Here is a 23,604-nt window from a genome sequence, read left to right as displayed (position 1 = left end):
GTCGGCTCGGGGGTCATAGCTGTGGAGTTCTCCTCTGACGGTCCGACACGACGCATCGATAGTCGGAAGATCTCGGCGCGCAAGATCTTGCGGACGGGGCGTCCCTAACGGTTCGGCGGCCCTCCATTCTACCTCGGAACCGGGTCGGCTCGAGGCGCTGAGCGGCGATCTGACGGCCGAACATCTCGTGGTCGACCTAAAATGCGTCCTCAGCCGTAGGTATCGCGCGGACCACGCCCTGGAATCGACCTGGGGCCCTTTTTCCAGTTCGGGACGTCGGGGCCCTGGAAACGGATCGCGGAGATGCCCGCGTCGGAGTAGTTGACCGCGATGTGATTCATGATCTCGATCCTCATCAGCCGCAGCTGCGTCGACCAGGCCGTCGACTCGCACGCGACGGTGAGCACGCCGTCGACGACACCGAGCGGAGTCGAGTGCTTGGCCGTCTCCTCGCCCGCGATCGCGGTCCACGACGAGATCAGGTCGCCCTGCGCCAGAGGAGCGGTCCAGCCGAGCTTCTTGGTGAGCCCGTCGAGGACGTCCCCGAGATCGTGCGGGTCGCGGCCCTTGCCGAACGGGATGGCATCGCCCCGGGGCTCCGCGCGCTCGACGGTCCTGCGGACGCGGCGCGGGCCGTCGCCTCCGAAGACCTCCTTGAGGTGCCGGTAGACGCGGGATGCCTCGGAGTCGGGGGCCGGGGCGCCGCGACGCGCGGAGTCAGCCACGGTCGGGCTCCTCGGCGGGGGACTCCGGCTCCTCGGCGTCGGGCTCGGTCTTCTCGGTCCGCCCGGTCTGCTCCTCGGGGACCACGATGCTGCCCGCCTCGATGCGCACGGTGTGCGCCGCCAGGTCGGCCGGCACGTCGTCGAGCACCGCGGCCGTGATCAGCACCTGCTCGTAGTCGGCGACCACGGAGGCGAGACGCTCGCGCCGGCGCGCATCCAGCTCGGCGAAGACGTCGTCGAGCATCAGCACCGGATCCCCCATGGGGGAGTCGCGGCGGAGCAGCTCGGCGGCCCCGAGCTTGAGCGCGAGCGCGAACGACCAGCTCTCGCCGTGGCTCGCGTAGCCCTTGGCGGGCAGGTCGTTGAGCTCGAACTGCACGTCGTCCCGGTGCGGGCCGACGAGCGAGACGCCGCGGTCGAGCTCGCGGCGGCGCACCGAGGCCAGCGCCGTCGCGAAACCGTCGGCGAGTGCCCGCCCGTCGGGTGCAGCGGGGGAGTCGGCGGCCTCGAGCGGCTCGCCGTCGTCGTCGACGGCCCCCTCGATGCTGAGCCGGGAGCGGAGGAGGGGCCGCTGGTCGGCGCCGGCCACCGCCTCGTAGGCTCCGCGGACCGGACCGCTGAGCTCGTCGACGAGCGTCAGACGCGACTGCATGATCTCGGAGCCGAGCGCGATCAGGCGCTCGTCCCAGATGTCGAGCGTGCCGAGCTTCGAGGTGTCGCGGATCCCGCTCGCCCGAGCCGACTTGAGCAGCGAGTTGCGCTGCCGGAGCACGCGCTCGTAGTCGGCCTGCACCGCGCTCATCCGCGGGGAGCGGAGGACGACGAGCTGATCGAGGAAGCGGCGGCGGGCGGAGGGATCGCCGCGGATCAGGAGGAGATCCTCCGGTGCGAAGAGCACGCTCGAGAAGAAGCGGGGCAGCTCGCGCGGCTTGATGCCGCCGCGGTTGATCTGCGCGCGGTTGGGGGAGGAGCGGTTGATCTGCACCTCGGCGAGCAGCTCGCGCTCGGCGTTGCGGAGCCGAGCCCGGATCACCGCGCTGTCGCGGCCCGCGCGGATGAGCGCCTGATCGGTCGAGACCCGGTGCGACCCGAGGGTGGAGAGGTAGCCGAGCGACTCGACGAGGTTCGTCTTGCCCTGCCCGTTGCGCCCGACGAACAGGTTCGGCCCCGGCACCAGCTCCACATCCACGGAGGCGTAGTTCCGGAAGTCGCTCAGCGCCAGCTGCACCACCTGCACGCCGCCACCTCCTCCACTCCTCCGCCGCCCGGCGACCTGCTGACTCCGGTGGGTCTCGATGTGCCCTCTGCGCGGCCTGCTCGACCAGCATGCAGTGCAAACGAGCCACCCCCGCGGAACTTTCCTGCCCGGTTCCAGCACTGAAGATGCGGCAGCCTCCTCAGAAGCTGGCGGCCGCAGGCTCACCACCGGAAGAAGTCGCGGCAGCCGCCGTAGGGAGCAGGCGGCCGTAGGCCCGCCGCCACCGTGAGAGCATCCTGTGCCTCACGGTGGCGGCGGGCCGCAGGTCGCCGTTCGCAACCGGCTCTACACGGCGCTACCGCTTCGAGAAGCCGACCGCCGCGAGGCCGGGCAGGGACCGGCCGAGCCCGTCGATTGAGCGCAGCTCAATCGACGGCTTTGACACTGTGCCCGCCGAACTGGTTGCGGAGCGCTGCGACCGCCTTCATCGCGGGGGAGTCCTCCTGACGCGACACGAAGCGGGCGAAGATCGACGCGCTGATCGTGGGCACCGGGACGGCGTTGTTGATCGCCTCCTCGATGGTCCAGCGGCCCTCTCCGGAGTCCTGGACGAAGCCCTCGATGTTCTTGAACTCCGGGTCCTGCTCGAGAGCGCGGACGAGGAGCTCCAGGAGCCAGGATCGGACGACCGTGCCGCGCTGCCACGCCTTGAAGGTGCCGGTGACGTCCTTGATGATGTCGTCGCGGGTCTCGAGCAGCTCGTAGCCTTCGGCGAACGCCTGCATCAGCGCGTACTCGATGCCGTTGTGGACCATCTTCGCGTAGTGGCCGGCTCCGACCTCTCCGACGTGGACGAAGCCCTCCTCGCGGGGGCCCTCGGGGCGCAGCGCGTCGAAGACGGGCATCGCGTACTCGACGAGCTCCTTCGGGCCGCCCACCATCAGGCCGTAGCCGTTCTGCAGGCCCCACACGCCACCGGAGACGCCGGCGTCGATGTAGTGGATGCCCTTGGGCTTGAGCAGGGCGTCGTGCTTGAAGTCCTCGGTGAAGCGGGAGTTGCCGCCGTCGATGACGAGGTCGCCCTCGCTGAGCTTCTCGGAGAGGTCCTTGACGACCGCATCCGTGATGTCGCCGGCGGGGACCATCACCCAGACCACGCGGGGCGCGGGGATCGCGGCGATCATCTCGTCGAGGGAGGCGGCGTCCGACACGTCCGGGTTGCGGTCGTAGCCGGTCACCTCCACTCCCTTCTCACGGAGGCGGGAGCGCATGTTGTCGCCCATCTTGCCGAGTCCGACGAGTCCGATGTGCATGGTGAACCTTCCTGGAGTTCGATCTCCGGCGGGCGGGCGCTCGTCGGCAGCGGTGCGGTCGCGACGGTGCGAGGGAGGGGTGGCCGGCGCCGGTCAGCGCAGCAGCAGGTTGGGCTGGAGCAGGTAGCGGTAGCTGTCCGTGCCCGGCTGGTCGCGCGACGTCTGCGCGGTGATCAGCACGGGGCCGGGCTTGTTGGGGTTCTCGGTCTTCGTGAAGGCGATGCGCACGAACTCCGAGTGCACGGCGGCGAGCCCGTCGAGCAGGAACTGCGGCTTCAGCGACACGACCACGTCGGTCCCGGTGACGATCGCGTCGATCGTCTCGGACGCCTGCGCCTGCTCCGACCCGATGGCCTCGAGGGTGAGGCCGTCGCTGCTGAAGCTGAAGCGCAGAGCGGCCTCGCGCTCGAGCACGAGCGATACGCGACGAGTGGCCTCGATGAGGTCGCTCGTCGACATGACCGCGTAGTTCTCGACGGAGGCGGGGAAGAGGCGCTTCACGGGAGGGAAGTTGCCCTTGATCAGCAGTGACGTCACCGTCTTGCGGTCGGCGGTGAAGGCGATCAGCTCGCGCTCGTCGCGGTTCGTGATCGAGACCGACACCGTGCCCGAGTGGCCGAAGGTCTTGCCGACCTCCTGCAGTGTGCGCGCGGGAACGAGAGCGGTCAGGGGCTGACTGGGTGCGGGGTTGTCGCCGTTGTCCCAGTCGATCTCGCGGACGGCGACGCGGTAGCGGTCGGTCGCGACGAGTCCGATCGTGTTGTCGGTGATCTCGAGCTGCACGCCGGTGATGACCGGAGTGACGTCGTCGCGCGAGGCGGCGACGGCGACCTGCGAGATCGCTGCAGAGAACGCGTCCGCCGGCACGAGACCGGTGGAAGCGTCGATCTCGGGGATGCTCGGATACTCCTCGACAGGCATCTGCAGCAGCGTGAAGTGAGCCGAACCCGCCGAGACGGAGACGCGCGACTCGTCGGTCGAGATGCGGACGGGCGCGTTGGGCAGACGGTTCGCGATGTCGGCGAGGAGCCGGCCCGAGACGAGGACAGTGCCGGTCTCCTCGACGTCGGCGGCGATCTTCGTCTGCGCCGAGACCTCGTAGTCGAACGACGAGAGGGTGAGGCCCTCGGTCGTGGCCTCGATGAGGACGCCCGAGAGGATCGGCAGTGTCGTCCGCTGCGGAAGCAGCTTGACCGCGAAGGACACCGCCTCGCTGAAGACATCGCGGTTGGCTTGGAACCTCACGAGTTACACCCCTGACGAGTCGTGGACGAAGACCGACGCCCATCGTACTCGTCAGCCTCGCCGTGCCCGGATGCGGGAACGGGCCGCCGTCCGATCCGAGCCCTGTGGAGAGGTTGTCGTTCGCCCCTCATTAAAGAGAGAACTGCGTTAACAGTGTTAACACGTGTGGAAACTGTGGAAAACCCTCGAGGCCCCTACTCCGGCCTGCGATGCGGACCTCCTCGCTCTGTGGAGGAGGTGTGAGCGCGTCGGTGGACGCCCTGGGGATGGATCGGCGCGACCCCTCGTCATTCCACAGGGGAGGCCGACGGGCGCACAGATCGGAGGCGGTTGTCCACAGTTATCCACAGGTTGCTCACACGTGTGGAAATCGTCCGGAATCGTTCGATCCGTCGAACGCGCGCGGCGCGGCGAAGCCTTCTGAGCGGGGGGATGTCGATACGCCCGCTGCGCGGGCCACTCGATCAGCACGGTGGGCTGCGGCGGGCAGCCCGACGCCCTAGCGGTTCGTCTTGATGCGGGTGGTCAGCTCGGTGACCTGGTTGTAGATGCTGCGGCGCTCCTTCATGAGCTCCGAGATCTTCTTGTTGGCGTACATCACGGTGGTGTGGTCGCGGTTGCCGAACAGCTGGCCGATCTTGGGCAGCGACAGGTTCGTCAGCTCGCGGCACAGGTACATCGCGATCTGGCGCGCCGTGGCCACCGCCTGCGAGCGCGAGGAGCCGTAGAGGTCGTCGACCGTCAGCTTGAAGTAGTCGGCGGTGTGGTTGATGATCTCGACCGGCGAGATGACGTTGTCCTCGTCGAGCGTGATCAGGTCCTTCAGCACCGTCTGCACCAGCGACATGTCGACCGGCGTGCGGTTCAGGCTCGCGAAGGCGGTGACGCGGATGAGCGTCCCCTCGAGCTCGCGGATGTTGCTCGACACCTTCGACGCCATGAACTCGAGGATGTCGTCGGGCACCAGCAGCTTCTCGCTCACGGCCTTCTTGCGGAGGATCGCGATGCGGGTCTCCAGGTCGGGTGCCTGCACATCCGTGATCAGGCCCCATTCGAATCGCGAGCGCATGCGGTCCTCGAAGCCGGTGAGGGCCTTGGGCGGCAGATCCGACGTGATCACGACCTGCTTGTTGTGGTCGTGCAGCTGGTTGAAGGTGTGGAAGAACGCCTCCTGCGTCTCGGCCTTGCCCTGCAGGAACTGGATGTCGTCGATGAGGAGGATGTCGACGTTGCGGTACCGCCCGTGGAAGGCGTTGCCGCGGTTGTTCGCGATCGAGTTGATGAAGTCGTTCGTGAACTCCTCGGAGGAGACGTAGCGCACCCGGATCCCGGGGTAGAGGCTCATCGCGTAGTGGCCGATGGCATGCAGGAGGTGTGTCTTGCCGAGTCCGGAGTCGCCGTAGACGAACAGCGGGTTGTAGGCCTTCGCGGGGGCCTCGGCCACGGCGACCGCGGCGGCGTGCGCGAAGCGGTTGGAGCCTCCGATGACGAAGTTGTCGAAGCTGTACTTGGGGTTGAGGCGGGTGTCGGTCGCGGGGACCGTCCGCAGCTCCTCGACGACGCGCGTCGGGGTGATCGCCGCGGAGGCGCCGGTGATCGGCTCGAACGGGTTCATCGACTCCGACTGCGAGGGCGAGGTCATCGGCTCGTGCTCGATGTCGGGGTTGACCACGAAGGCGAACGTCGTGACGCCGAACGAGTCGTCGAGAGTGCCGATCGCGCTCAGGAGCGGGACGCGGACACGCTGCTCGAGCATCCCGCGAGTGAACTCGTTGGGGACCTCGAGATAGAAGGTGCCGGCCATGATGCCCTTGGGCTCGACCAGCGAGACGAAGCCGTACAGGGGAGCGGTGATCCGCTCGTCCTGCGACAGAGCCCCGAGGATCACGTTCCACGCGTCGACCATCGACGTGTCGTCTGCCATCTGTCCTCGGTCCTCGTCGCTGTCTGCATCCCGGGTCTCGCCCGGTTCGTGGTGTCGCGGTGCCTGTCGTCGCCGTGCTCGATGTCGCCGTGCCTGCTGCCGCGGCGGGAGTCCTCGACGCCCGAGCGGTCGTCGGCCGCGGAGCTCCCGATCGGATCTCGTGCTCGACGCGGGCGGGCGCAGGGCTGCGCATCGTCGTGCTGACCGACCGGTTCGGGGCTCGATCCATGCACAGGGTTATCCACGGGCCTGAGCCGATACCAGCGCGGACGCGGGTCGTGGCCGTTCGTGCCTGTGGATAACTGCGGCTCAACACGGTAACGAACGGAGCCGATGGGAGACAAATCCACCACAGCGACACCCGCGTGTCAATGCGCGGAAGGCGCGGTGACGCGTGCAGAATCGAGGTTTCGCCCGCGCCACATTTGACCGACGGGAGTGCAGGCCGTAGTTTTAATCAGTTGACGCCTGCCCGGGGTCGCGCGCCCGGTCCTCGCGGATCGTGCCGAATCGGATTCGGGCACCCCCCTCTTCCCGGGAGACCGGAGCCCAGCGAGGCTCCGACTCACTCGCGGAACACGTACGTGGAGATTGAACTATGAGCAAGCGCACCTTCCAGCCGAACAACCGTCGTCGTGCCAAGAAGCACGGCTTCCGTCTGCGCATGCGCACGCGTGCCGGTCGCGGCATCCTGAGCGCTCGTCGCGCCAAGGGCCGCACCGAGCTCTCGGCGTAGAGCGCGCGATACCGTCCAGCGGTGCTGGCCAGAGCGAATCGCATCGTCCACGGAGGCGAGTACCGGACAGTCGTCCGTCGCGGTGTGCGGTCCACAGGACCGCACACCGTCACGTATGTCCGGAAGACCTCAGGGTCCTCTCCTGCGCGGTTCGGATTCATCGTGGCCAAGACCGTGGGATCGGCTGTCACCCGCAACACCGTTCGTCGCCGCCTCAAAGCGGTGGCGTTCGAGATGGTCGGAACCACCGCGCCGGGGACCGAGATCGTGATCCGCGCGCTGCCGAGCAGCGCCGATGCACCGTGGCCGGCGCTCCGCGAGGAGGTCGTGGCTGCGATGGCCCGGACCTCGCGCTCGGCGAAGGACCGATCATGACCACGGCCGCTGCTGCAGTGCAGTCCGCGTCGTGGCCCTCGCGCCTCGGCTGGGGCGTCCTCCTGATTCCCCGCAACGTCGGGATCGCGCTCCTCCTCGTGTACCGCGCCGTCGTGTCGCCTCTCTACGGTGACGTCTGCCGCTACTACCCCTCGTGCTCCGCGTACGCGCTGCAGGCGGTCCAGCTCCACGGGCTCGTCCTCGGCATCGTCCTCGCGGCCCGCCGGCTCCTCCGCTGCCACCCCTGGGCGGCCGGCGGCGTCGATGACGTACCGACCTCGATCCCCCTGCACCGACCGGCCCCCGGCCGAAACCGCTTCGCTGTGACGCGACTCGGATTCGTCGTCGGCCCTCGAAAGGACTGACCCCCTCCTATGGACCTCCTCGGCACGATTCTCTGGCCCCTCAAATGGGCGGTCGAGCTGATCCTCGTCGCCTTCCATCAGGTGCTCACCTTCACCGGCCTCGACGCGGCGGCGGGCATCACCTGGGTGCTGTCGATCGTCGGGCTCGTGCTGGTGATCCGTGCGGCTCTGATCCCGATCTTCGTCAAGCAGATCAAGAGCCAGCGCCGGATGATGGAGGTCGCTCCGCAGCTGAAGAAGATCCAGGACAAGTACAAGGGCAAGCGCGATCAGCTCTCCCGCGAGGCGATGTCCCGCGAGACCATGGAGCTCTACAAGCGGACGGGCACCAATCCGCTCGCCTCGTGCCTGCCTCTGCTGATCCAGATGCCGATCTTCTTCAGCCTCTTCTCGGTGCTGAACGACGCGCAGCGCAGCGAGCGCGGCGTCGGACCTCTCGATGCGAACCTCGCGCGCCAGTTCGGTGAGGCCAACCTCTTCGGCATCGCCCCGCTGCACCAGTCGATCCAGGGCGCGCTCCAGGAGGGCGGCCAGGAGCTCGTCGTGGTGATCGCCGTCATCATGGTGGTCCTGATGACCGCGTCGCAGTTCATCACTCAGCTGCAGATCGTCTCGAAGAACATGTCCCCCGAGGCGAAGGCCTCGCCGACGTTCAAGCAGCAGCGCATCCTGCTCTACATCCTCCCGCTGGTGTTCGCCTTCTCCGGCTTCGCCTTCCCGCTCGGCGTGATGTTCTACTGGCTCACCTCGAACGTCTGGACGATGGTCCAGCAGTTCATCGTCATCAGGAACATGCCCACCCCGGGCAGCGAGGCCGCCAAGGCCCGCGAGGAGCGCCTGCGCCGCAAGGGGAAGCTCGTCGAGGAGACCAATGTCGCCGGCGAGACCACCCTCGTCGAGAAGAAGGCGATACAGCGTCAGCAGCCCGTCAGCAAGAGCCGCGCCAAGAAGCAAGCCGGAAAGTAGAAGCACCGACATGACCGATCCGACGCAGACCTTCACCGACGAGTCCGAGCTCGCAGCAGTGCCCGCCGAGCAGCCCGAGGGCGCTCCCGAGTCGACTCTTTCGCAGCTCGAGGACGAGGGCGACGTCGCGGCCGACTACATCGAGGAGTTCCTCGACATCTGCGATCTCGACGGCGACATCGACATCGAGGTGCGCAACGGCCGCGTGTACCTGTCGGTCACGGCGTCGGGCGACACCAACCTCCGTGTGCTCTCGCGCCCCGACGCCGTGCAGGCTCTGCAGGAGCTCACGCGCCTCGCGGTGCAGACGAAGACGGGTGCTTTCTCGCGCCTCATCCTCGACATCGGCGGTTCGCGTGACGCGCGTGAAGCCGAGCTGGCGCAGCTGGTCGACCGCGCGATCGAGCGCATCGAGGAGGGCGCCACGTCGGCGTCCCTGCCTCCGATGTCGTCCTACGAGCGCAAGCTCGTGCACGACATGGTGGGCGAGCGCGGCTTCGTGTCGGAGTCGCGTGGCGAAGCCCGCGAGCGGCACACCGTCATCACGCGCGGCTGACTGTCGTGGAGCCGACTCTCGAGCCGGAACCCGCGGCCGCGGAGACGATCGCAGGCGACCGCCTCGAGGTTCTTCGGCGCTTCACGGCGTCACTGGCCGAGCAGGGCGAGGAGCGCGGTCTCATCGGGCCCCTCGAGCTGCCGCGCCTGTGGACCAGGCACGTGCTCAACAGCGCCCTGGTCGCCCCTCTGCTGCGCCCTGGGCTCGTCGGCGACGTGGGAAGCGGTGCGGGCCTCCCCGGGGTCGTCCTGGGCATCCTGCGGCCCGACGTGCGCTTCGTGCTGATCGAGCCGATGGAGCGCCGGGTCGTCTGGCTGCAGGAGCAGGTCGACGAGCTGGAACTCGACAATGTCTCAGTTCTCCGCGCTCGGGCGGAGGAGGCGAAGCTCGACGAGCCGCTCGATCAGGTCACGGCACGAGCGGTGAGCGCTCTGTCGAAACTGATCCCATTGACCGCGCCGCTGGTGCGCCGCGGGGGCGAGCTCGTGCTCCTGAAGGGGATCAACGCGGAGAAGGAGATCGGGGCTGCGGAGAAGCAGATCCGGCGCTTCCGGCTGTCGCCGCCGGAGGTCATCGTCCTGGGTGACGGCGTGCTCTCCGAGGTGACGAGAGTGGTCCGAGCTACAGTGGGTTGATCGCCTCGGCAGCCGTAGAGATCATCTGGATTCCTGGCGCCGGTCGTCGCGGTACTCCCTCTGACTGAACTGCCGAGCGAAGGTTTCACGTGAAACATCCCGATCCTGCTGGACTGCCCGGCGGATTCGACTCCTCGACTCCCCTCGCTCGCGAGATCGCCGAAATGACCCGTCGCCGCGCGTTGCTGAACGCACAGCCGCTGCCGAAGCCGGAGTCGACGCGCGTGATCACGATCTCGAACCAGAAGGGTGGGGTCGGCAAGACGACGACCACGGTCAACCTGGCGGCCGGGCTCGCGCGCGGCGCGGCGAAGGTGCTGGTGATCGATCTGGATCCCCAGGGCAATGCCTCCACCGCGCTCGGTATCGAACACCGCGCTGAAACGACGAGTGTCTACGACGTGATCGTCAACGACACCCCACTCGCCGACGTCGTGCAGAAGAGCCCGGAGTTCGACACGCTCTACGGGGTACCGGCAACGATCCATCTCGCCGGCGCCGAGATCGAGCTGGTGTCGCTCGTCGCTCGCGAGCAGCGGCTCCGTCGCGCACTCGACCGCATGCTTGAGGCGATGGACGAGCCGTTCGACTACGTGTTCATCGACTGCCCGCCGTCGCTCGGCCTTCTGACGATCAATGCCTTCGTCGCCGCGCGTGAAGTGCTGATCCCGATTCAGTGCGAGTACTACGCGCTGGAGGGGCTGAGTCAGCTGTTGAAGAACATCGATCTGATCGAGCGGCACCTCAACCCGAATCTCGGGGTCTCGACGATCCTCCTGACGATGTTCGACGGACGCACGAACCTGTCGCACCAGGTCGCAGCGGAGGTGCGCGAGCACTTCCCGAAGGAGGTGCTCAAGGCCGTGATCCCGCGTAATGTGCGCATCTCGGAGGCGCCGAGCTACGGGCAGAGCGTCATCAGCTACGACCCGCAGTCGTCGGGCTCGCTGGCCTATCTGGAGGCGGCTGCCGAGATCGCCCGACGAGGTGCACGATCGACAACAGAGACCGCGACCGAAGGGGAGGCCCGCTGATGGCTGCCAAGCGAACCGGACTGGGCCGAGGCATCGGCGCACTGATCCCCACCGGAGACGACACCCGTGCCCGGCCGGTAGACGTGTTCTTCCCCGACCAGAACGCAGGTACGTCGGAGTCGGACGCACTGCTCGAGGTTCCCGGAGCGCGGCTCGCCCGCCTGCCCCTCGGCGAGATCATCCCGAACGCTGCACAGCCGCGCTCGGTGTTCGATCAGGACGATCTGGCCGAACTGATCCACAGCATCAGCGAGTACGGAGTGCTGCAGCCGATCGTGGTGCGCCCGATCCAGGGCCGCGGCGCTGCGAAGTACGAGCTGGTGATGGGGGAGCGTCGGTTCCGAGCCTCCAAGGCCGCTGGTCTGGACACGATTCCTGCGGTCGTCAAGGACACCGCCGACGAGAACATGCTGCGGGATGCGCTCCTCGAGAATCTGCACCGCGCGGAGCTCAACCCGCTCGAAGAGGCGTCCGCGTATCAACAGCTCCTGAGCGACTTCGGCATCACGCAGGAAGCACTGGCGGCACGTCTCGGGCGGTCGCGTCCGCAGATCTCGAATACGCTCCGTCTGCTGAGACTTCCGGCTGATGTGCAGGCGCGCGTCGCTGCGGGCGTTCTCAGTGCTGGTCATGCGCGTGCAGTGCTCTCGCTCGAGAACGTCGATGCGATGCGGCGTCTCGCCGACAAGATCGTGAACGAGGACCTGTCGGTGCGGGCTGCGGAGGCGGCCGCGGCGCAGATGAAGGCACCGCGCGCGACGAAGCGAGACGCACCGGAGGAGCAGGGGGGACACGTCGGGCACCTGAGCTCGGTCGCGGATCATCTCGGAGACCGTCTCAATACCCGCGTGAAGGTGACCCTCGGCGCCCGGAAGGGGCAGATGGTCATCGATTTCGCCAGCATTCAGGACCTCAATCGCATCCTTGCGGAGATCGGCGAGCCTACCGAGGTCTCGCTGGCCCCGTAGCCTCGATGTTTCACGTGAAACATCACAAGCGTATCCAGTGCTCCGGTCCGGTCACCAGCTCGCTCTTCTGCGCGCGGAGCCGCCAGCGTTGATCGAGTTGCCCGCGAAGCGTTTCGCGATCGGCCGCTCCTACAACAGCCGATCAGCGCCATGATTCACTGAACGCGGTCGGTCTGGATACGCCGATGCATGGTGATTCGATCAGCAGGGGATGCGGCCGCAATCAGCCCGCGCCGAGTCTTCCGATACGCCGGATCCTGCTCGGCGGAGGCGAACGCCGATGATGGCCTGGTCTGTCGAGAACGTCCCTCGCAGTCGACATACGACAGCACGCCGGTCCGTTCGCCAGCGCGTGTGCAGTTCACGGGTAGCTCTACGCCCCTGCACGCTCAGTGACAGCGAAGGACTGCCGCGAGCGAGACGCTCCTTCGACGAACAGCGGCTTCCCGCCCACGGAATCGAGGGCGCGATGCCTCCGACGCGGCGATACCTCGCGGAACGCGACGGGACAACCGATCGCGCCACGTGCTGCGTCCTACTCGATGTTTCACGTGAAACATCGGCAGGAGGTCAGTGGGAGGAGGCAGCGAGCTTGGCGAGGTTGGAGTAGACATCGCCGAGGTAGCGGCCGGACGCCTCGATCGCCTGGGGGACCGTGGAGGTCTCGGTCATCCCGGGAAGCACGTTCGCGTCGAAGAACCAGGGGAGGCCGGCGGCGTCCACGATGAAGTCGATCCGCGAGAGGTGACGGAGTCCGAGGAGTTCGTGAACGGCCACAGCGACACGGGAGACCTCCGCGAGAACAGCCTCGTCCAGACGTGCCGGGGTGTAGAAGCGCGTCTCGCCTGCGTTGTAGCGTGCCTCGAAGGTGTATCGGCCCTCGACGGGCTCGATCTCGACCGGAGGCAGGGCGAAGGCGCCGTCACCCAGGTCGAGGACTCCTACGGCGACCTCGGTACCGACGATGAACTGCTCGATGAGCACGACCTCACCGTAGGTGTAGGCCTCGACCATCGCGCGGGGGAGCTGGTCGGACTCCGACACGATACTGACGCCCTGCGCAGATCCGCCCTGCGCCGGCTTCACCACGAGGGGACCCGGGAGGTGTGCCTCGACCTGACCGAGGATGCCTGCCGCACCGAGCTCACGGAATGTCTCTCGGGGGAGGGTCACTGACCGCGGGGTCGACAAGCCGGCACGGCCGACGAGTGTCTTGGCCGTCGGCTTGAACCAGGCGAGCCGCGCCGCATCCGTGCGCGAACCGACGTAGTCGAAACCCGCAGCCTCGAGGAGTCCGAGCAGAGCGCCGTCCTCGCCACTGGCCCCGTGTACCGCCGGCCAGACGACGTCGGGTCGGTGCTCGAGGAGGAAGGAGAGGAGCCCGGCGTCGGGCTCGCGCATCGAGACCCGGTGACCCATCGCCGAGAGTCGATCGGCCACGCGGCGGCCCGACCGGAGCGACACGTCGCGCTCGTGGCTGATCCCTCCGCTGATCACGACGATGTCGAGAGTGCGATCGAGGACAGAGAAATCAGTCATGACCAGGCCTTTTGTGAATCGAGCTTAGCGGAGGCGGGCAGGTCAGGCGATGTTCGGCGGAAGGGCGCTGTCGCGCTGCTCCACGTCGATGGAGGCCATGGACCCGGTGCCGGCGAAAGTCGACAGGAGGTCGAGCTCGCCGTTGATCACCGTGGCGAGGCGACGGATGCCGTCGCCGATCCGCTCGGGCGTCGGGTAGCAGAACGAGAGCCGGATGTTCTGGCGCCCATCGCCGTTGCCGTAGAAGGCCGTGCCGGGCGTGTAGGCGACGAGCTCTTTGACGGCGCGCGGGAGCATCGCCTTCGAGTCGAGGTTGTCGGGAAGCGTGAGCCAGACGTAGAAGCCGCCGTTGGGGTTGGTCCACGAGAGCGACGGGAGGTGGGTCTGCAGCCCGCGGATCATCGCCTCCTTGCGCTCGCGATAGACGCCGCGGAAGGTGTCGATCTGACCGCGCCAGTCGGCCGTCTCGAGGTACTTCGAGATGACCAGCTGACTGAACGAGGACGGGCTCAGCACAGCGGCCTCGTTGGCAAGGATCAGACGTTCACGTATCGCGTGGGGTGCGAGTGCCCAGCCGACCCGGAATCCGGGCGCCAGCGTCTTGGAGAACGTCCCGAGGTAGATGACGCCGTCCTCCTCGAGGGAGCGCATCGCCTTCGGCGGGACCTCCTCGAAGTACAGGAGACCGTACGGGTTGTCCTCGAGGACGAGGATCCCCTCGGACTTGCAGATCTCGAGGATCTCGACGCGGCGCTCCCAGGAGAGCGTCACTCCGGCCGGGTTGTGGAAGGTGGGGATCGTGTACAGGAACTTGATCGTCTTGCCGGCGGCGCGCACGCGAGTGATGTGCTCGCGGAGGGCGGCGGGGATCAGTCCGTGCTCGTCCATGGCGATGTGCTCGATCTGCGCCTGGTACGAGCGGAAGATGACCATCGCCGTGACATAGCTCGGCCCCTCCGACAGCACCACGTCGCCGGGGTCGAGGAACAGCTTGGAGACGAGCTCGAGAGCGTGCTGCGAGCCGGTGGTGACGACGACGTCGTCGGCGCTGGCCGAGATCCCCTCGAGCGCCATGACCTCGAGGATCTGCTCGCGCAGGACGGGGACTCCCTGACCGGAGCCGTACTGGAGGGCAACAGGGCCCTGCTCGCGCATGACCGACTCGATGGCGCCGGTCACGAGGTCCTGAGGGAGTGCGGCGACGAAGGGCATTCCTCCGGCCAGAGAGACGACCTCGGGGCGTGACGCTACGGCGAACAGGGCTCGGACCTCGCTGGCGGCCAGGCCGGCCGTGCGCTCCGCGTAGGAGTCGTACCAGGGGTCGAGATTGGTTCCGCGGTTGGTCACGATGGGGTCGCTTCGCTCGGAGGACGGGGAGGCCGGGAGGAAGGCCCGGGTCTGTCCACTGTACCGGCCGGGTCGGGGAGTGGGCGGGGAAGGGGGAGCCAGTCGGTGGTGGGTGGATCGGGCAGCGCGTAAGGGGGTGCGGGAATCTCCATACGCGCTGCGCGCTGCTCCCTCAGCGAGGGCGGAGGGGGAGCCGCGAGTGGTACGAGCCTCCACCGTTTCACGTGAAACGCCGCCGGATGCACGAAGCCCCCGCGACCCGGAGGGCGCAGGGGCTTCGTGTGCTGATCAGAGGATCAGAGGAAGGCGGCGAGGTCGGCCTCGAGAGCCGGCTTCGGCTTGGCGCCGATGACGGTCTTGACGACCTCACCCTTCTGGTAGACCTTCATCGCCGGGATCGAGGTGATCTGGTACTTGGCGGCGGTCTGCGGGTTCTCGTCGACGTTGAGCTTGACGATCTCGATCTTCTCGCCGTGCTCGGCCGAGATCTGGTCGAGGATCGGCGAGACCATGCGGCAGGGGCCGCACCACTCGGCCCAGAAGTCGACCAGGACGGTCTTCTCGGAGTCGAGGACGTCGGCCTGGAACGACGCGTCGGTGACGCTCTTCGCGGTGGACATGGCGATATTCTCCTTCGTGGGCCGGTCGTGCCGGCTCCAGTGGTGGGTGACTAGACGATCAGAGGGCGAGTAACTCGGCGTGTGGCGTGCCCTCGGTCGACGCGGTGCCGTCGGCGAGCGCGGCGAGGTAGTGCTCCGCGTCGAGGGCGGCGACCGTCCCGGAGGCGGCTGCGGTGACGGCCTGACGGTAGGTCGGGTCGATCACGTCGCCTGCCGCGAAGACGCCGGCCACAGAGGTCTGCGAGGAGCGGCCGACGACCGAGATGTTGCCCTCGGTGGTGAGGTCGAGCTTGCCGTGCACGATGTGCGTGCGCGGGTCGTTGCCGATCGCGATGAAGAGGCCGTCGAGCTCGAGGCGCGACTCGGTGCCGTCGACCGTGTCGCGCAGCTTCACTCCGTTGACGTGGCTCTCACCGGTGATTCCGATGACCTCGGAGTTGTAGACGAACTCGATCTTCTCGTTGTCGAAGGCGCGCTTCTGCATGACCTTCGAGGCGCGGAGCGTGTCCTTGCGGTGGATGATGTAGACCTTCGCCGCGTGCTTGGTGAGGAAGGTCGCCTCCTCCATCGCGGAGTCGCCGCCGCCCACCACGGCGATGGTCTTGCCCTTGAAGAAGAAGCCGTCGCAGGTGGCACACCATGAGACACCGTGTCCCGACAGGCGCTCCTCGTCGTGCAGACCGAGCTTGCGGTACGCGGAGCCGGTCGCGACCACGACGGTCTTGGCCTCGATGCTCTCGCCGGACCCGAGGTGGACCGTCTTGACCTCGCCCTCGAGATCGAGCGAGGTGACGTCGTCGTAGAACGTCTCGGCACCGAACTTCTCGGCCTGCGCCTGCATCGCCATCATCAGCTCGGGACCCATGATGCCGTCGGCGAAACCGGGGAAGTTCTCGACGTCGGTGGTGTTCATCAGGTCGCCGCCGATCTCGACGGAGGACGCCACGACCACCGGGTGCAGCTCGGCGCGTGCCGCGTAGATGGCGGCGGTCCAGCCGGCGGGGCCGGATCCGATGATGACGATGTCGCGCACGGCAACTCCTCGAGGTCTGTGCTGAGCGGTGGTGGGACGGTGTCGGACCACCTGTGGGTGATCTGCGGGGCGCGGACCGGTCGCTCGGTCCGTCCGCGGCTCCGAGGTCTACAACACATCCTAGGTGGGGGCTATTCCGCACGGCCCCGCGCACTCGGGTGGCGATCAGGGTCGGGAGGACGAGCCGGTGGCCGACTCGCCGAAAGATCCTCTGACCTGGGCTTCTTATCGAGTAGCGCCGAAGCGGCGTCTGCGCCGCGACACCCACACCGTCGCTGCGGCGACCGCGCCGAACACGGCGGTCAACCCGACGACGTAGAACACGACGGCGACCGTCCCCCCGGGGATGAGCGGCGGGTCGGCGAGGCGCGGGTCGAGGAAGGGGTACGGGTACCAGACCTGCTCGTGCTTCATCTGGTCGTAGACCAGCGGCGCGCGCACCGTCGTGTAGACGAACCAGGCGACCGGGAACACCAGGATCCCGGGGACCACCGCCCAGGAGAGTCGCCGACGGCCCGGCGCGAACAGCCAGTCGAGGATCAGGGCGAGTGGGGCGACGACGTGCATGACCTCGTTCGTCCACTCCTGGGGGGCGCCGGCGCCGGTGACCACGGTCCCGCGCAGGAGGAGGTTGTAGACGACTCCGATGACCACCATGCTGCTGACGGTGCCGGCACGCAGCCAGGCGTACCAGCGGGGCTCGGGGATCGCGCCCCGAGCGAGCACGACCGCGCCGATCAGCAGCACGATCGCGGCGATCAGACAGGTCTCGACGGTGATGTAGCTGAAGAAGTTCACCACCAGCGTCGTGCGGTCGCGGAAGCGGGCCTCGACCCAGAAGGCGTAGGAGTCGGCGAAGCTCGTGACGGTCGCCGCCAGCACGGCGATCGCGACGATCACGCGGAGCAGGATGAAGGTGGTGCGCATCATGCCTTCCGGTCGGCGGGTGGAGGGCGGCTCTGCCGGAGGACGCCCCCACCCTTCCACGTCGACCCGGCATTCGCACCTCGCTTCGGCGACGTCTCAGAGGCGCGCCACCGAGCGCTCAGGAACGCGCGGGCGACTCAGCGACCGAGACGGCGGAGGAGCGGGGCGGCCATCCTCCGCAGCTCCGGAACCCGGAGCAGCCAGAGTGCGCCGAAGTAGACGACCGCCATGACGACCCCGGTGAGCACCATCGAACCGAGCGCCACCGCCAGGATCGCGAAACGGTCCGCCGTGGCGTCGGGTCGGTACGGCGCCAGGAAGAACATCACGAGCACTCCGGCGCCGATCGCGGGAAGAGTCGCGGCAGCGTAGGTCGCGAAGCGGAACACGATGCGCGTCCCACCCCAGCCGCCGAGCTTGCGTCGGAGCATCAGGCAGGCCAGGAGCGCCTGCACGGCGACTCCGGCCGAGATCGACAACGCCACGAAGAACGTGGTCGAGTCCTCGGGCAGGAGGAAGGCGATACCGCAGCCCGAGACGATGATCACCGTCTGAACGACGGTGTAGAGGAACGGTGAGCGCCCGTCGTCGAGCGAGTAGAACGCGCGCTGCACGATCGACAGCGTCGAGAAGAGGGGCAGCACGATCACGTGCGCGATGATGATCATCGCCATCTGCTGGGCGGCGACCGGGTCGGTGGGGGCGAAGATCGTCGCGAACGACTCAGCGCAGACGACGAGCGCCGCGGCCGCGAAGAAGAGGAACAGGCCGACGATGCGGATGGACGTGGAGATGTCGCTCCGGAAGTCCTTCATCTCGTTGCGCGAGGCGTGACCGCTCATCTTCGTGTAGTAGGCGGTGGCGATCGAGACCGCGATCACCGAGTGCGGGAGCATGAAGACGAGCCAGGCCTTCTGCAGTGCCGTCGCCGACGCGTTGTCACCGGACGGCCCGCTCACCGTGCTGTTCTCGATGAAGCCGGCGGCGACCGTCAGCAGCAGCGTCGCGAAGGTCCATCCGGCGATACGGCCGGCTCGGCCGAGACCGACACCGCGCACCGAGAAGTCGGGGCGGTAGCGCAGGCCCACGCGCCTCCAGAAGAAGACGAGCAGGATCGCCTGCAGCGCGACTCCGAGCGTCGCGGATCCGGCGAGGACGGCGATCATCTCGGGCGTCCACGCCGTCGCCAGGCGCTCACCGCGGCCGTCCGAGCCGAAGAGCGCCTGGAAGGCGAAGAGGCCGCCGATCGTCACGACGTTGTTGACGACGGGGGTCCAGGTGAACGGTCCGAAGGAACCTCGGGCGTTGAGGACCTCGCCGAGGATGGTGTAGAGCCCGTAGAAGAAGACCTGGGGGAGGCACCAGTACGCGAAGGTGACCGCGAGTCGCGTCTGCTCGGGGCCGTACTGAGCGGCGTTCAGCTGCACCAGAAGGGGAGCCGCGAGCGTGGCGACGACCGTCGCGCCGAGGAGGACCAGGAGGGCGAGGGTCAGCAGCTTGTTGATGTAGCGCTGCCCGCCGTCCGCCTGCAGGCCGGCGCGGACGATCTGCGGCACGAGGACCGCGTTGAGCGCGCCTCCCGCGATGATCGCGTAGATCGTGTTCGGGAGGCCGTTCGCGACGGTGAACGCGTCCGCGCCCTGGCCCACGAGACCGATCGTCTGCGTGAAGACCAGCGACATCACGAATCCGAGGACTCGCGAGACCATCGTGCCGGAGGCGAGGACGGCGCTCGCGCGTCCCAGGGAGAAGCTAGCCACGCGGGTCCGTTCGTTCGTCGTCGAGGCCGGGCTGGACCGCGAGCGGTGCGTTCGGGTCCTCCTCCTCCTCGACAGGGTCACCGCGGCGGCGGCGCCGGATGTTGCGGAGGATGCCGGCGCCGAAGACGACGACGAGCACGATGCCGAGCAGGAGGGTCCCGACCGTCTCCCAGTCGGCGCGGACGCTCGTGAGCACGCTCGTCGGCGTGCCGATGGCCGTGCCGTCGAGGGAGGTGAGCTGCATCCGGAGGCTGGTCTCGCCGTTGCCGACGCGGGCCTTCACCGGGATGAGGACGCGGCCCTGCGAGCGGGCGTCGATCATGGTGGGCTCGACCGAGGCCTCGTCGATGTCGAGCACCGCGTTCGAGGTCGAGGCCTGGATGCGCACGGACACCGGCCACGGCAGGTCGTTGCGCACGTAGACCGGGATGCTCGAGTCGTGCGAGAGCTGCAGGATGCTGTCCGATGCCTCGATCGAGACGGAGGAGAGCGTCGAGACGGTGAGGTCCGCGCTCGCCGCGACGGCCTCGCCCCAGCCCGCCTCGTCCTCGCGCCAGGTGACGGCGAGCAGCGCCATGAGGTCGTTGCGCCGCTTGCCGCTCAGCAGCTCGGGCTCGGTCAGGACCGCCGAGAACGCCTCGACCCGGGCGGCGGCTGTGAGCAGGTCGGAGACGCTCCCCAGCCGCTGCTCCGACTCCGGTGCGTCGACGACGGTGACGCCCGGGGTCTGGGGGACGGTCAGCGCGACGGCGAGGGAGGTGCCCTCGGCCCAGGGCAGGGCGTCGATCGCGTCGAGGGTCTGCGAGAGCCGCGCGCCGTCGATCGCCGCGCCGCGGTCGAGCGCGAGGACGATGTCGGGAGTCTCGCCGTCGCGCTGCACCGCGGCGAGCCCGGCGGTGACAGTGGTCATCCGGGCGCGCCACTCGGAGTCGGTCGGCGATCCCACCGCGTCGTCGAGAGCGCTCGAGAGCGCGCTGTCGGCGACCACCACGTCGCGGCCGTCGATGCTCGCGGTCGTCGCGGTCGAGACGGAGGTGGGGAGCGCGAGGTTCGCTGACGAGATCACGGTGCGGTTCATACCGCTCGCGGCATAGACGGCGAGGTCGGCACCCCGCACGGTGAGGTCGTCGGGCCAGGCGAGCGAGCCGACGGTGGGCGACCAGTCGAAGGCGGTGAGCGACTCCGTCGTCGGCCGGGTCGGCAGCTCGTCGCCCTGCTCGGGTGCTGGGGCCGAGGTCGCCGGGCTCGGAGTCCCGGTGCTCGCCGGCTCGGCGAAGAGGGTGCTGTCGATCGCGTAGTCGAACGACGTCGGCGTCAGGAGCGTGGAGAGTCCCGACTGCGCCTGCGCGGCGACGTCGGCATCGGCGTAGGGCAGGGCGAAGACCTCGTTCGGCGCGGACTCGAGCCGGTCGAGCCACGCCAGGGCGGAGTCGGGAGCCGAGTCGCCGAGGATCCGGATCGACGCGAGGATGCGCGGATCGACTCCGATGGTCACGGCGCGGCCGATGACGGAGTCGAGCTGACGCGAGAGCGTGCCCGTGCTCTGCGTGTAGTCCTGCAGTGTCTCGACGGGGATGAGGCCGTCGGAGGTGTCGGGCACGGTGAGCGGGACGAGCACGCTGACGCCGGTCTCGCGCTCCTCGGGGACGCCGTCGGTGAGCTCGACGGCATTGCGGGCGGTGGCGATCGTGCCGCCGGGGCTCGTCACGGTGACGGCGACGGCGTGCGATCCGAGTGCGGAGGGGTCGGCCGAGAAGGGGATGGCGGCCGCGGGGATCGTCAGCGTGACCTGGGCTGAGCCGGAGGGGAGGAGGCGGAGGTCGGCGCCGTCGCCGGCCGGAGAGCCCTCGTCCTCGGACTCGCCGTCGAGCCAGTCGTCGAGCTCGTCGCGCGAGTCGAGGGTGCCGGAGTCGAGCGTGACCTCGACGCGGGCGCCGTCGATCGACTCCGTGGTGCCGTTGCGGACCGAGATCGAGAGCTGGAGGTCCTGCCCGGGGAGGAGGACGCCGTCGTTCGCGGCACCGACGGTGGCCGTGACGCTGCTGCTCGAGGCCTGAGGAGTCGCCTCAGGAGTCTCTGCGTGGGCGGGAGTCGCGAGGGCGATCAGAGCGATCGACAGAGCGGCAGCGCCGGTGGAGCGGAGGAGCTGCGGAACTGCGCGCCGTCGTCGCGGGCGTTCAGGAGGAGTGAGGACGCGCCGATGCATCGAACTCACTCGGCCTCCATGCGGGTGATTCTACGGGCAGGCCCCCGTCGGCCGAGGGGCGGGTCCTCCGAGGGTGTGCACCGAGTCGTAACTGCCGGATATGGTTACCGCGCCGTTCCGCGGATCGGAGCCGGTCGCGCGTCATGGGCGCCGACTAGGATCGTGCGAATGCACAGCGTCCAGACCGCTCTCGAGACCCTCCGCGCCCTCGCCGCGACGCCGACGGTCTCCCGCCTCGCGGAGGCGTTCGCCGCCCGGGGACACGAGCTCGCCCTGGTGGGTGGACCGGTGCGCGACGCCTTCCTCGGCCACGGGGTGCACGATCTCGACTTCACGACGTCGGCGCGTCCGGACGACATCGTGAGCATCGTCGCGCCGATCGCCGAGGCGCACTGGGACATCGGCCGCGCATTCGGGACGATCGGCGCCCGTCTCGCCGGCGAGACCGTCGAGATCACCACCTACCGCAGCGACAGCTACGACGGAGTGAGCAGGAAGCCGGAGGTGGAGTTCGGCGATTCGCTCGAGGGCGATCTCGTGCGCCGCGACTTCACGGTCAACGCCATGGCGCTCCGGCTGCCCGAGGTGGTGCTCGTGGATCCGTCGGGGGGAGTGGAGGACCTGCTGGCGGGTCGCCTGCGCACCCCCTCCTCGGCCGATCTGTCGTTCGGGGACGACCCGCTGAGGATGCTGCGCGCCGCGCGGTTCACCTCGCAGCTCGGCTTCCGGACGACCGACGAGGTCGAGTGGGCCATGGCCGAGCTCGCGGTCCGCATCCGGGACGTCTCGGCCGAGCGGGTGCAGGAGGAGCTGCGGAAGCTCCTCGCGACCCGGGCACCGCGGGCCGGGCTCGAGCTGCTGGTCGACACCGGTCTGGCCGGTTACTTCCTCCCCGAGCTGCCCGCCCTGCGGCTCGAGCAGGACGAGCACCACCATCACAAGGACGTCTACGTGCACAGCCTGACGGTGCTCGAGCAGGCGATCGCGCTCGAGGAGTCCCGCCACCCCGGCGCCGCACCGGACGTGGTGCTGCGCCTGGCCGCGCTGCTGCACGACATCGGCAAGCCGGCGACGCGGCGCCTGGAGCCGGGCGGCGCGGTCAGCTTCTACCACCACGACATCGTCGGCTCGAAGCTCGCGGTGCGGAGGCTGCGCGAGCTCAAGCTCGACAAGCAGACGATCACCGAGGTGGCTCGGCTGATCGAGCTCCACCTGCGGTTCTTCGGCTACACGGAGGGGGCGTGGACAGACTCCGCCGTGCGCCGCTACGTCACGGACGCGGGGCCGCTGCTGGAGCGGCTGCACATCCTTACCCGCGCCGACGTCACCACGCGCAACCGGCGCAAGGCCGACAGGCTGGCGCACGCCTACGACGACCTCGAGCACCGGATCGGGGAGCTCGCCTCGAGGGAGGAGCTCGCCTCGAAGCGGCCCGACCTCGACGGGACCCGGATCATGGAGATCCTGTCGCTGCCCCCCGGACCCGAGGTGGGACAGGCGTACCGGTTCCTGCTGGAGCTGCGGCTCGAGGAGGGCCCGCTCGGCGAGGAGGAGGCCGCGCGGCGGCTCCGGGAGTGGTGGGCCTCGCGCGCCTGATCTCGGTGGATCCCGGCGCGTCGAAGCCCTCGAATGGTAGGGTCGTCAGGTTGTCCACGACCAGACGCACTCGCGTCCGCGGGAGTGGGCAGATGCTACATACCCTCCTGTCACGGAAATACCGTGGCCGTTCAGTCCGAAGGAGGTGGGTTAGTGACGCATCAGTACGAACTCATGGTCATCCTGGATCCCGAGATCGATGAGCGCACCGTCGCTCCGAGTCTCGACAAGTTCCTCAACGTCATCCGCACCGATGGTGGATCCATCGACAAGGTCGACGTCTGGGGCCGCCGTCGTCTGGCGTACGAGATCAACAAGAAGTCCGAGGGCATCTACGCCGTCGTCGACTTCACGTCGACCTCGGCCGCCGCGAACGAGCTCGACCGTCAGCTGAAGCTGTCGGAGGCCGTCATGCGCACCAAGGTGCTGCGTGCCGAAGAGGGCATCGCCCAGGTCGCCGCCGCCAAGAAGCTCGCCGACGAGAAGGCCGCCCGCAAGGCTGCCAAGGCTCCGGCCGCTCCCAAGGCGTAGCGCTC

The 23,604-nt window shown here is 68.4% G+C and carries 22 protein-coding genes; 10 read left to right on the top strand and 12 right to left on the bottom strand.

Annotated features, from left to right (window positions below; translation table 11 throughout):
- Nucleotides 1-209 precede the first annotated feature (209 nt).
- The 5 genes from ASG06_RS06100 to dnaA all read right to left on the bottom strand — a co-directional run bounded on the left by ASG06_RS06100 (nt 210) and on the right by dnaA (nt 6,285).
- Nucleotides 210-725, bottom strand: coding sequence for a DUF721 domain-containing protein (locus ASG06_RS06100; RefSeq protein ID WP_056039852.1), 516 nt, complete (start codon nt 723-725; stop codon nt 210-212).
- Nucleotides 718-1,962, bottom strand: a complete 1,245-nt coding sequence (gene recF, locus ASG06_RS06095; protein WP_056039851.1) for a DNA replication/repair protein RecF — start codon at nt 1,960-1,962, stop codon at nt 718-720. Before recF ends, ASG06_RS06100 begins: the two co-directional genes overlap by 8 nt.
- A gap of 386 nt (nt 1,963-2,348) precedes the next feature.
- Nucleotides 2,349-3,236 (bottom strand): phosphogluconate dehydrogenase (NAD(+)-dependent, decarboxylating), encoded by an 888-nt coding sequence (gene gnd / locus ASG06_RS06090; protein WP_056039849.1) that lies wholly within the window; start codon nt 3,234-3,236, stop codon nt 2,349-2,351.
- A 93-nt stretch (nt 3,237-3,329) separates the two neighbouring features.
- A complete protein-coding gene (dnaN, locus tag ASG06_RS06085; protein ID WP_056039847.1) occupies nt 3,330-4,481 on the bottom strand; it encodes a DNA polymerase III subunit beta in 1,152 nt (383 codons plus the stop codon).
- Nucleotides 4,482-4,980: 499 nt separating this feature from the next.
- Entirely contained in the window at nt 4,981-6,285 is a 1,305-nt protein-coding gene (dnaA, locus tag ASG06_RS06080) for a chromosomal replication initiator protein DnaA (protein WP_442965600.1), read from the bottom strand.
- Nucleotides 6,286-7,003: 718 nt separating this feature from the next.
- On the opposite strand from dnaA, the gene rpmH reads away from it, so the two are divergent.
- The 8 genes from rpmH to ASG06_RS06040 all read left to right on the top strand — a co-directional run bounded on the left by rpmH (nt 7,004) and on the right by ASG06_RS06040 (nt 12,040).
- Nucleotides 7,004-7,141, top strand: coding sequence for a 50S ribosomal protein L34 (rpmH, locus tag ASG06_RS06075; RefSeq protein ID WP_056010217.1), 138 nt, complete (start codon nt 7,004-7,006; stop codon nt 7,139-7,141).
- A 21-nt stretch (nt 7,142-7,162) separates the two neighbouring features.
- A complete protein-coding gene (gene rnpA / locus ASG06_RS06070; RefSeq protein WP_056039842.1) occupies nt 7,163-7,516 on the top strand; it encodes a ribonuclease P protein component in 354 nt (117 codons plus the stop codon).
- On the top strand, nt 7,513-7,881 hold the full coding sequence (gene yidD / locus ASG06_RS06065) for a membrane protein insertion efficiency factor YidD (RefSeq protein ID WP_056039840.1): 369 nt from the start codon (nt 7,513-7,515) through the stop codon (nt 7,879-7,881). Before rnpA ends, yidD begins: the two co-directional genes overlap by 4 nt.
- 9 nt (nt 7,882-7,890) lie before the next feature.
- The gene (yidC, locus tag ASG06_RS06060; RefSeq protein WP_056039839.1) at nt 7,891-8,847 is read left to right on the top strand and encodes a membrane protein insertase YidC; all 957 of its coding nucleotides are present in this window, start codon (nt 7,891-7,893) and stop codon (nt 8,845-8,847) included.
- Between the two features lie 10 nt (nt 8,848-8,857).
- On the top strand, nt 8,858-9,403 hold the full coding sequence (locus ASG06_RS06055; RefSeq protein WP_056039837.1) for a Jag family protein: 546 nt from the start codon (nt 8,858-8,860) through the stop codon (nt 9,401-9,403).
- A 5-nt stretch (nt 9,404-9,408) separates the two neighbouring features.
- Nucleotides 9,409-10,038 carry a 16S rRNA (guanine(527)-N(7))-methyltransferase RsmG gene (rsmG, locus tag ASG06_RS06050; protein ID WP_156465881.1) on the top strand — a complete coding sequence of 210 codons (630 nt, stop codon included), beginning with the start codon at nt 9,409-9,411 and terminating at the stop codon, nt 10,036-10,038.
- A 164-nt stretch (nt 10,039-10,202) separates the two neighbouring features.
- Nucleotides 10,203-11,072 (top strand): ParA family protein, encoded by an 870-nt coding sequence (locus ASG06_RS06045; protein ID WP_156465880.1) that lies wholly within the window; start codon nt 10,203-10,205, stop codon nt 11,070-11,072.
- Complete coding sequence (locus ASG06_RS06040) at nt 11,072-12,040, top strand: ParB/RepB/Spo0J family partition protein (RefSeq protein ID WP_056039831.1); 969 nt, start codon at nt 11,072-11,074, stop codon at nt 12,038-12,040. The genes ASG06_RS06045 and ASG06_RS06040 overlap by 1 nt, the downstream gene beginning before the upstream one ends.
- Nucleotides 12,041-12,610: 570 nt before the next feature.
- Here the strand turns inward: ASG06_RS06040 and ASG06_RS06035 are convergent.
- The 7 genes from ASG06_RS06035 to ASG06_RS06005 form a co-directional block, all read right to left on the bottom strand.
- A complete protein-coding gene (locus tag ASG06_RS06035; protein ID WP_056039830.1) occupies nt 12,611-13,579 on the bottom strand; it encodes a D-alanine--D-alanine ligase family protein in 969 nt (322 codons plus the stop codon).
- A 42-nt stretch (nt 13,580-13,621) separates the two neighbouring features.
- Nucleotides 13,622-14,926 (bottom strand): aminotransferase-like domain-containing protein, encoded by a 1,305-nt coding sequence (locus ASG06_RS06030; RefSeq protein ID WP_082498972.1) that lies wholly within the window; start codon nt 14,924-14,926, stop codon nt 13,622-13,624.
- A 296-nt stretch (nt 14,927-15,222) separates the two neighbouring features.
- Nucleotides 15,223-15,546: a thioredoxin gene (gene trxA / locus ASG06_RS06025; protein WP_056039828.1), complete on the bottom strand. Its 324-nt coding sequence runs from the start codon at nt 15,544-15,546 to the stop codon at nt 15,223-15,225.
- A 58-nt stretch (nt 15,547-15,604) separates the two neighbouring features.
- Complete coding sequence (trxB, locus tag ASG06_RS06020) at nt 15,605-16,579, bottom strand: thioredoxin-disulfide reductase (RefSeq protein ID WP_056039825.1); 975 nt, start codon at nt 16,577-16,579, stop codon at nt 15,605-15,607.
- A 225-nt stretch (nt 16,580-16,804) separates the two neighbouring features.
- The gene (locus ASG06_RS06015; protein ID WP_056039823.1) at nt 16,805-17,509 is read right to left on the bottom strand and encodes a Pr6Pr family membrane protein; all 705 of its coding nucleotides are present in this window, start codon (nt 17,507-17,509) and stop codon (nt 16,805-16,807) included.
- A gap of 134 nt (nt 17,510-17,643) precedes the next feature.
- Nucleotides 17,644-19,266: a murein biosynthesis integral membrane protein MurJ gene (gene murJ, locus ASG06_RS06010; protein ID WP_231727626.1), complete on the bottom strand. Its 1,623-nt coding sequence runs from the start codon at nt 19,264-19,266 to the stop codon at nt 17,644-17,646.
- Complete coding sequence (locus ASG06_RS06005; protein ID WP_056039821.1) at nt 19,259-21,472, bottom strand: DUF6049 family protein; 2,214 nt, start codon at nt 21,470-21,472, stop codon at nt 19,259-19,261. Before ASG06_RS06005 ends, murJ begins: the two co-directional genes overlap by 8 nt.
- Nucleotides 21,473-21,640: 168 nt before the next feature.
- Here ASG06_RS06005 and ASG06_RS06000 point away from each other — a divergent pair, with 168 nt between their 5' ends.
- Together ASG06_RS06000 and rpsF are read left to right on the top strand one after the other, a co-directional pair.
- Nucleotides 21,641-23,068: a CCA tRNA nucleotidyltransferase gene (locus ASG06_RS06000; RefSeq protein ID WP_056039819.1), complete on the top strand. Its 1,428-nt coding sequence runs from the start codon at nt 21,641-21,643 to the stop codon at nt 23,066-23,068.
- 153 nt (nt 23,069-23,221) lie between these two features.
- Nucleotides 23,222-23,599, top strand: a complete 378-nt coding sequence (gene rpsF / locus ASG06_RS05995) for a 30S ribosomal protein S6 (protein WP_056039816.1) — start codon at nt 23,222-23,224, stop codon at nt 23,597-23,599.
- The last annotated feature ends 5 nt before the right edge of the window (nt 23,600-23,604 follow it).

Source organism: Rathayibacter sp. Leaf185, from assembly GCF_001423885.1.
Classification (GTDB): domain Bacteria; phylum Actinomycetota; class Actinomycetes; order Actinomycetales; family Microbacteriaceae; genus Rathayibacter.
The sequence above is the reverse complement of the archived record's forward strand: the minus strand, read 5'-3'. Positions and strand labels throughout refer to the sequence as shown.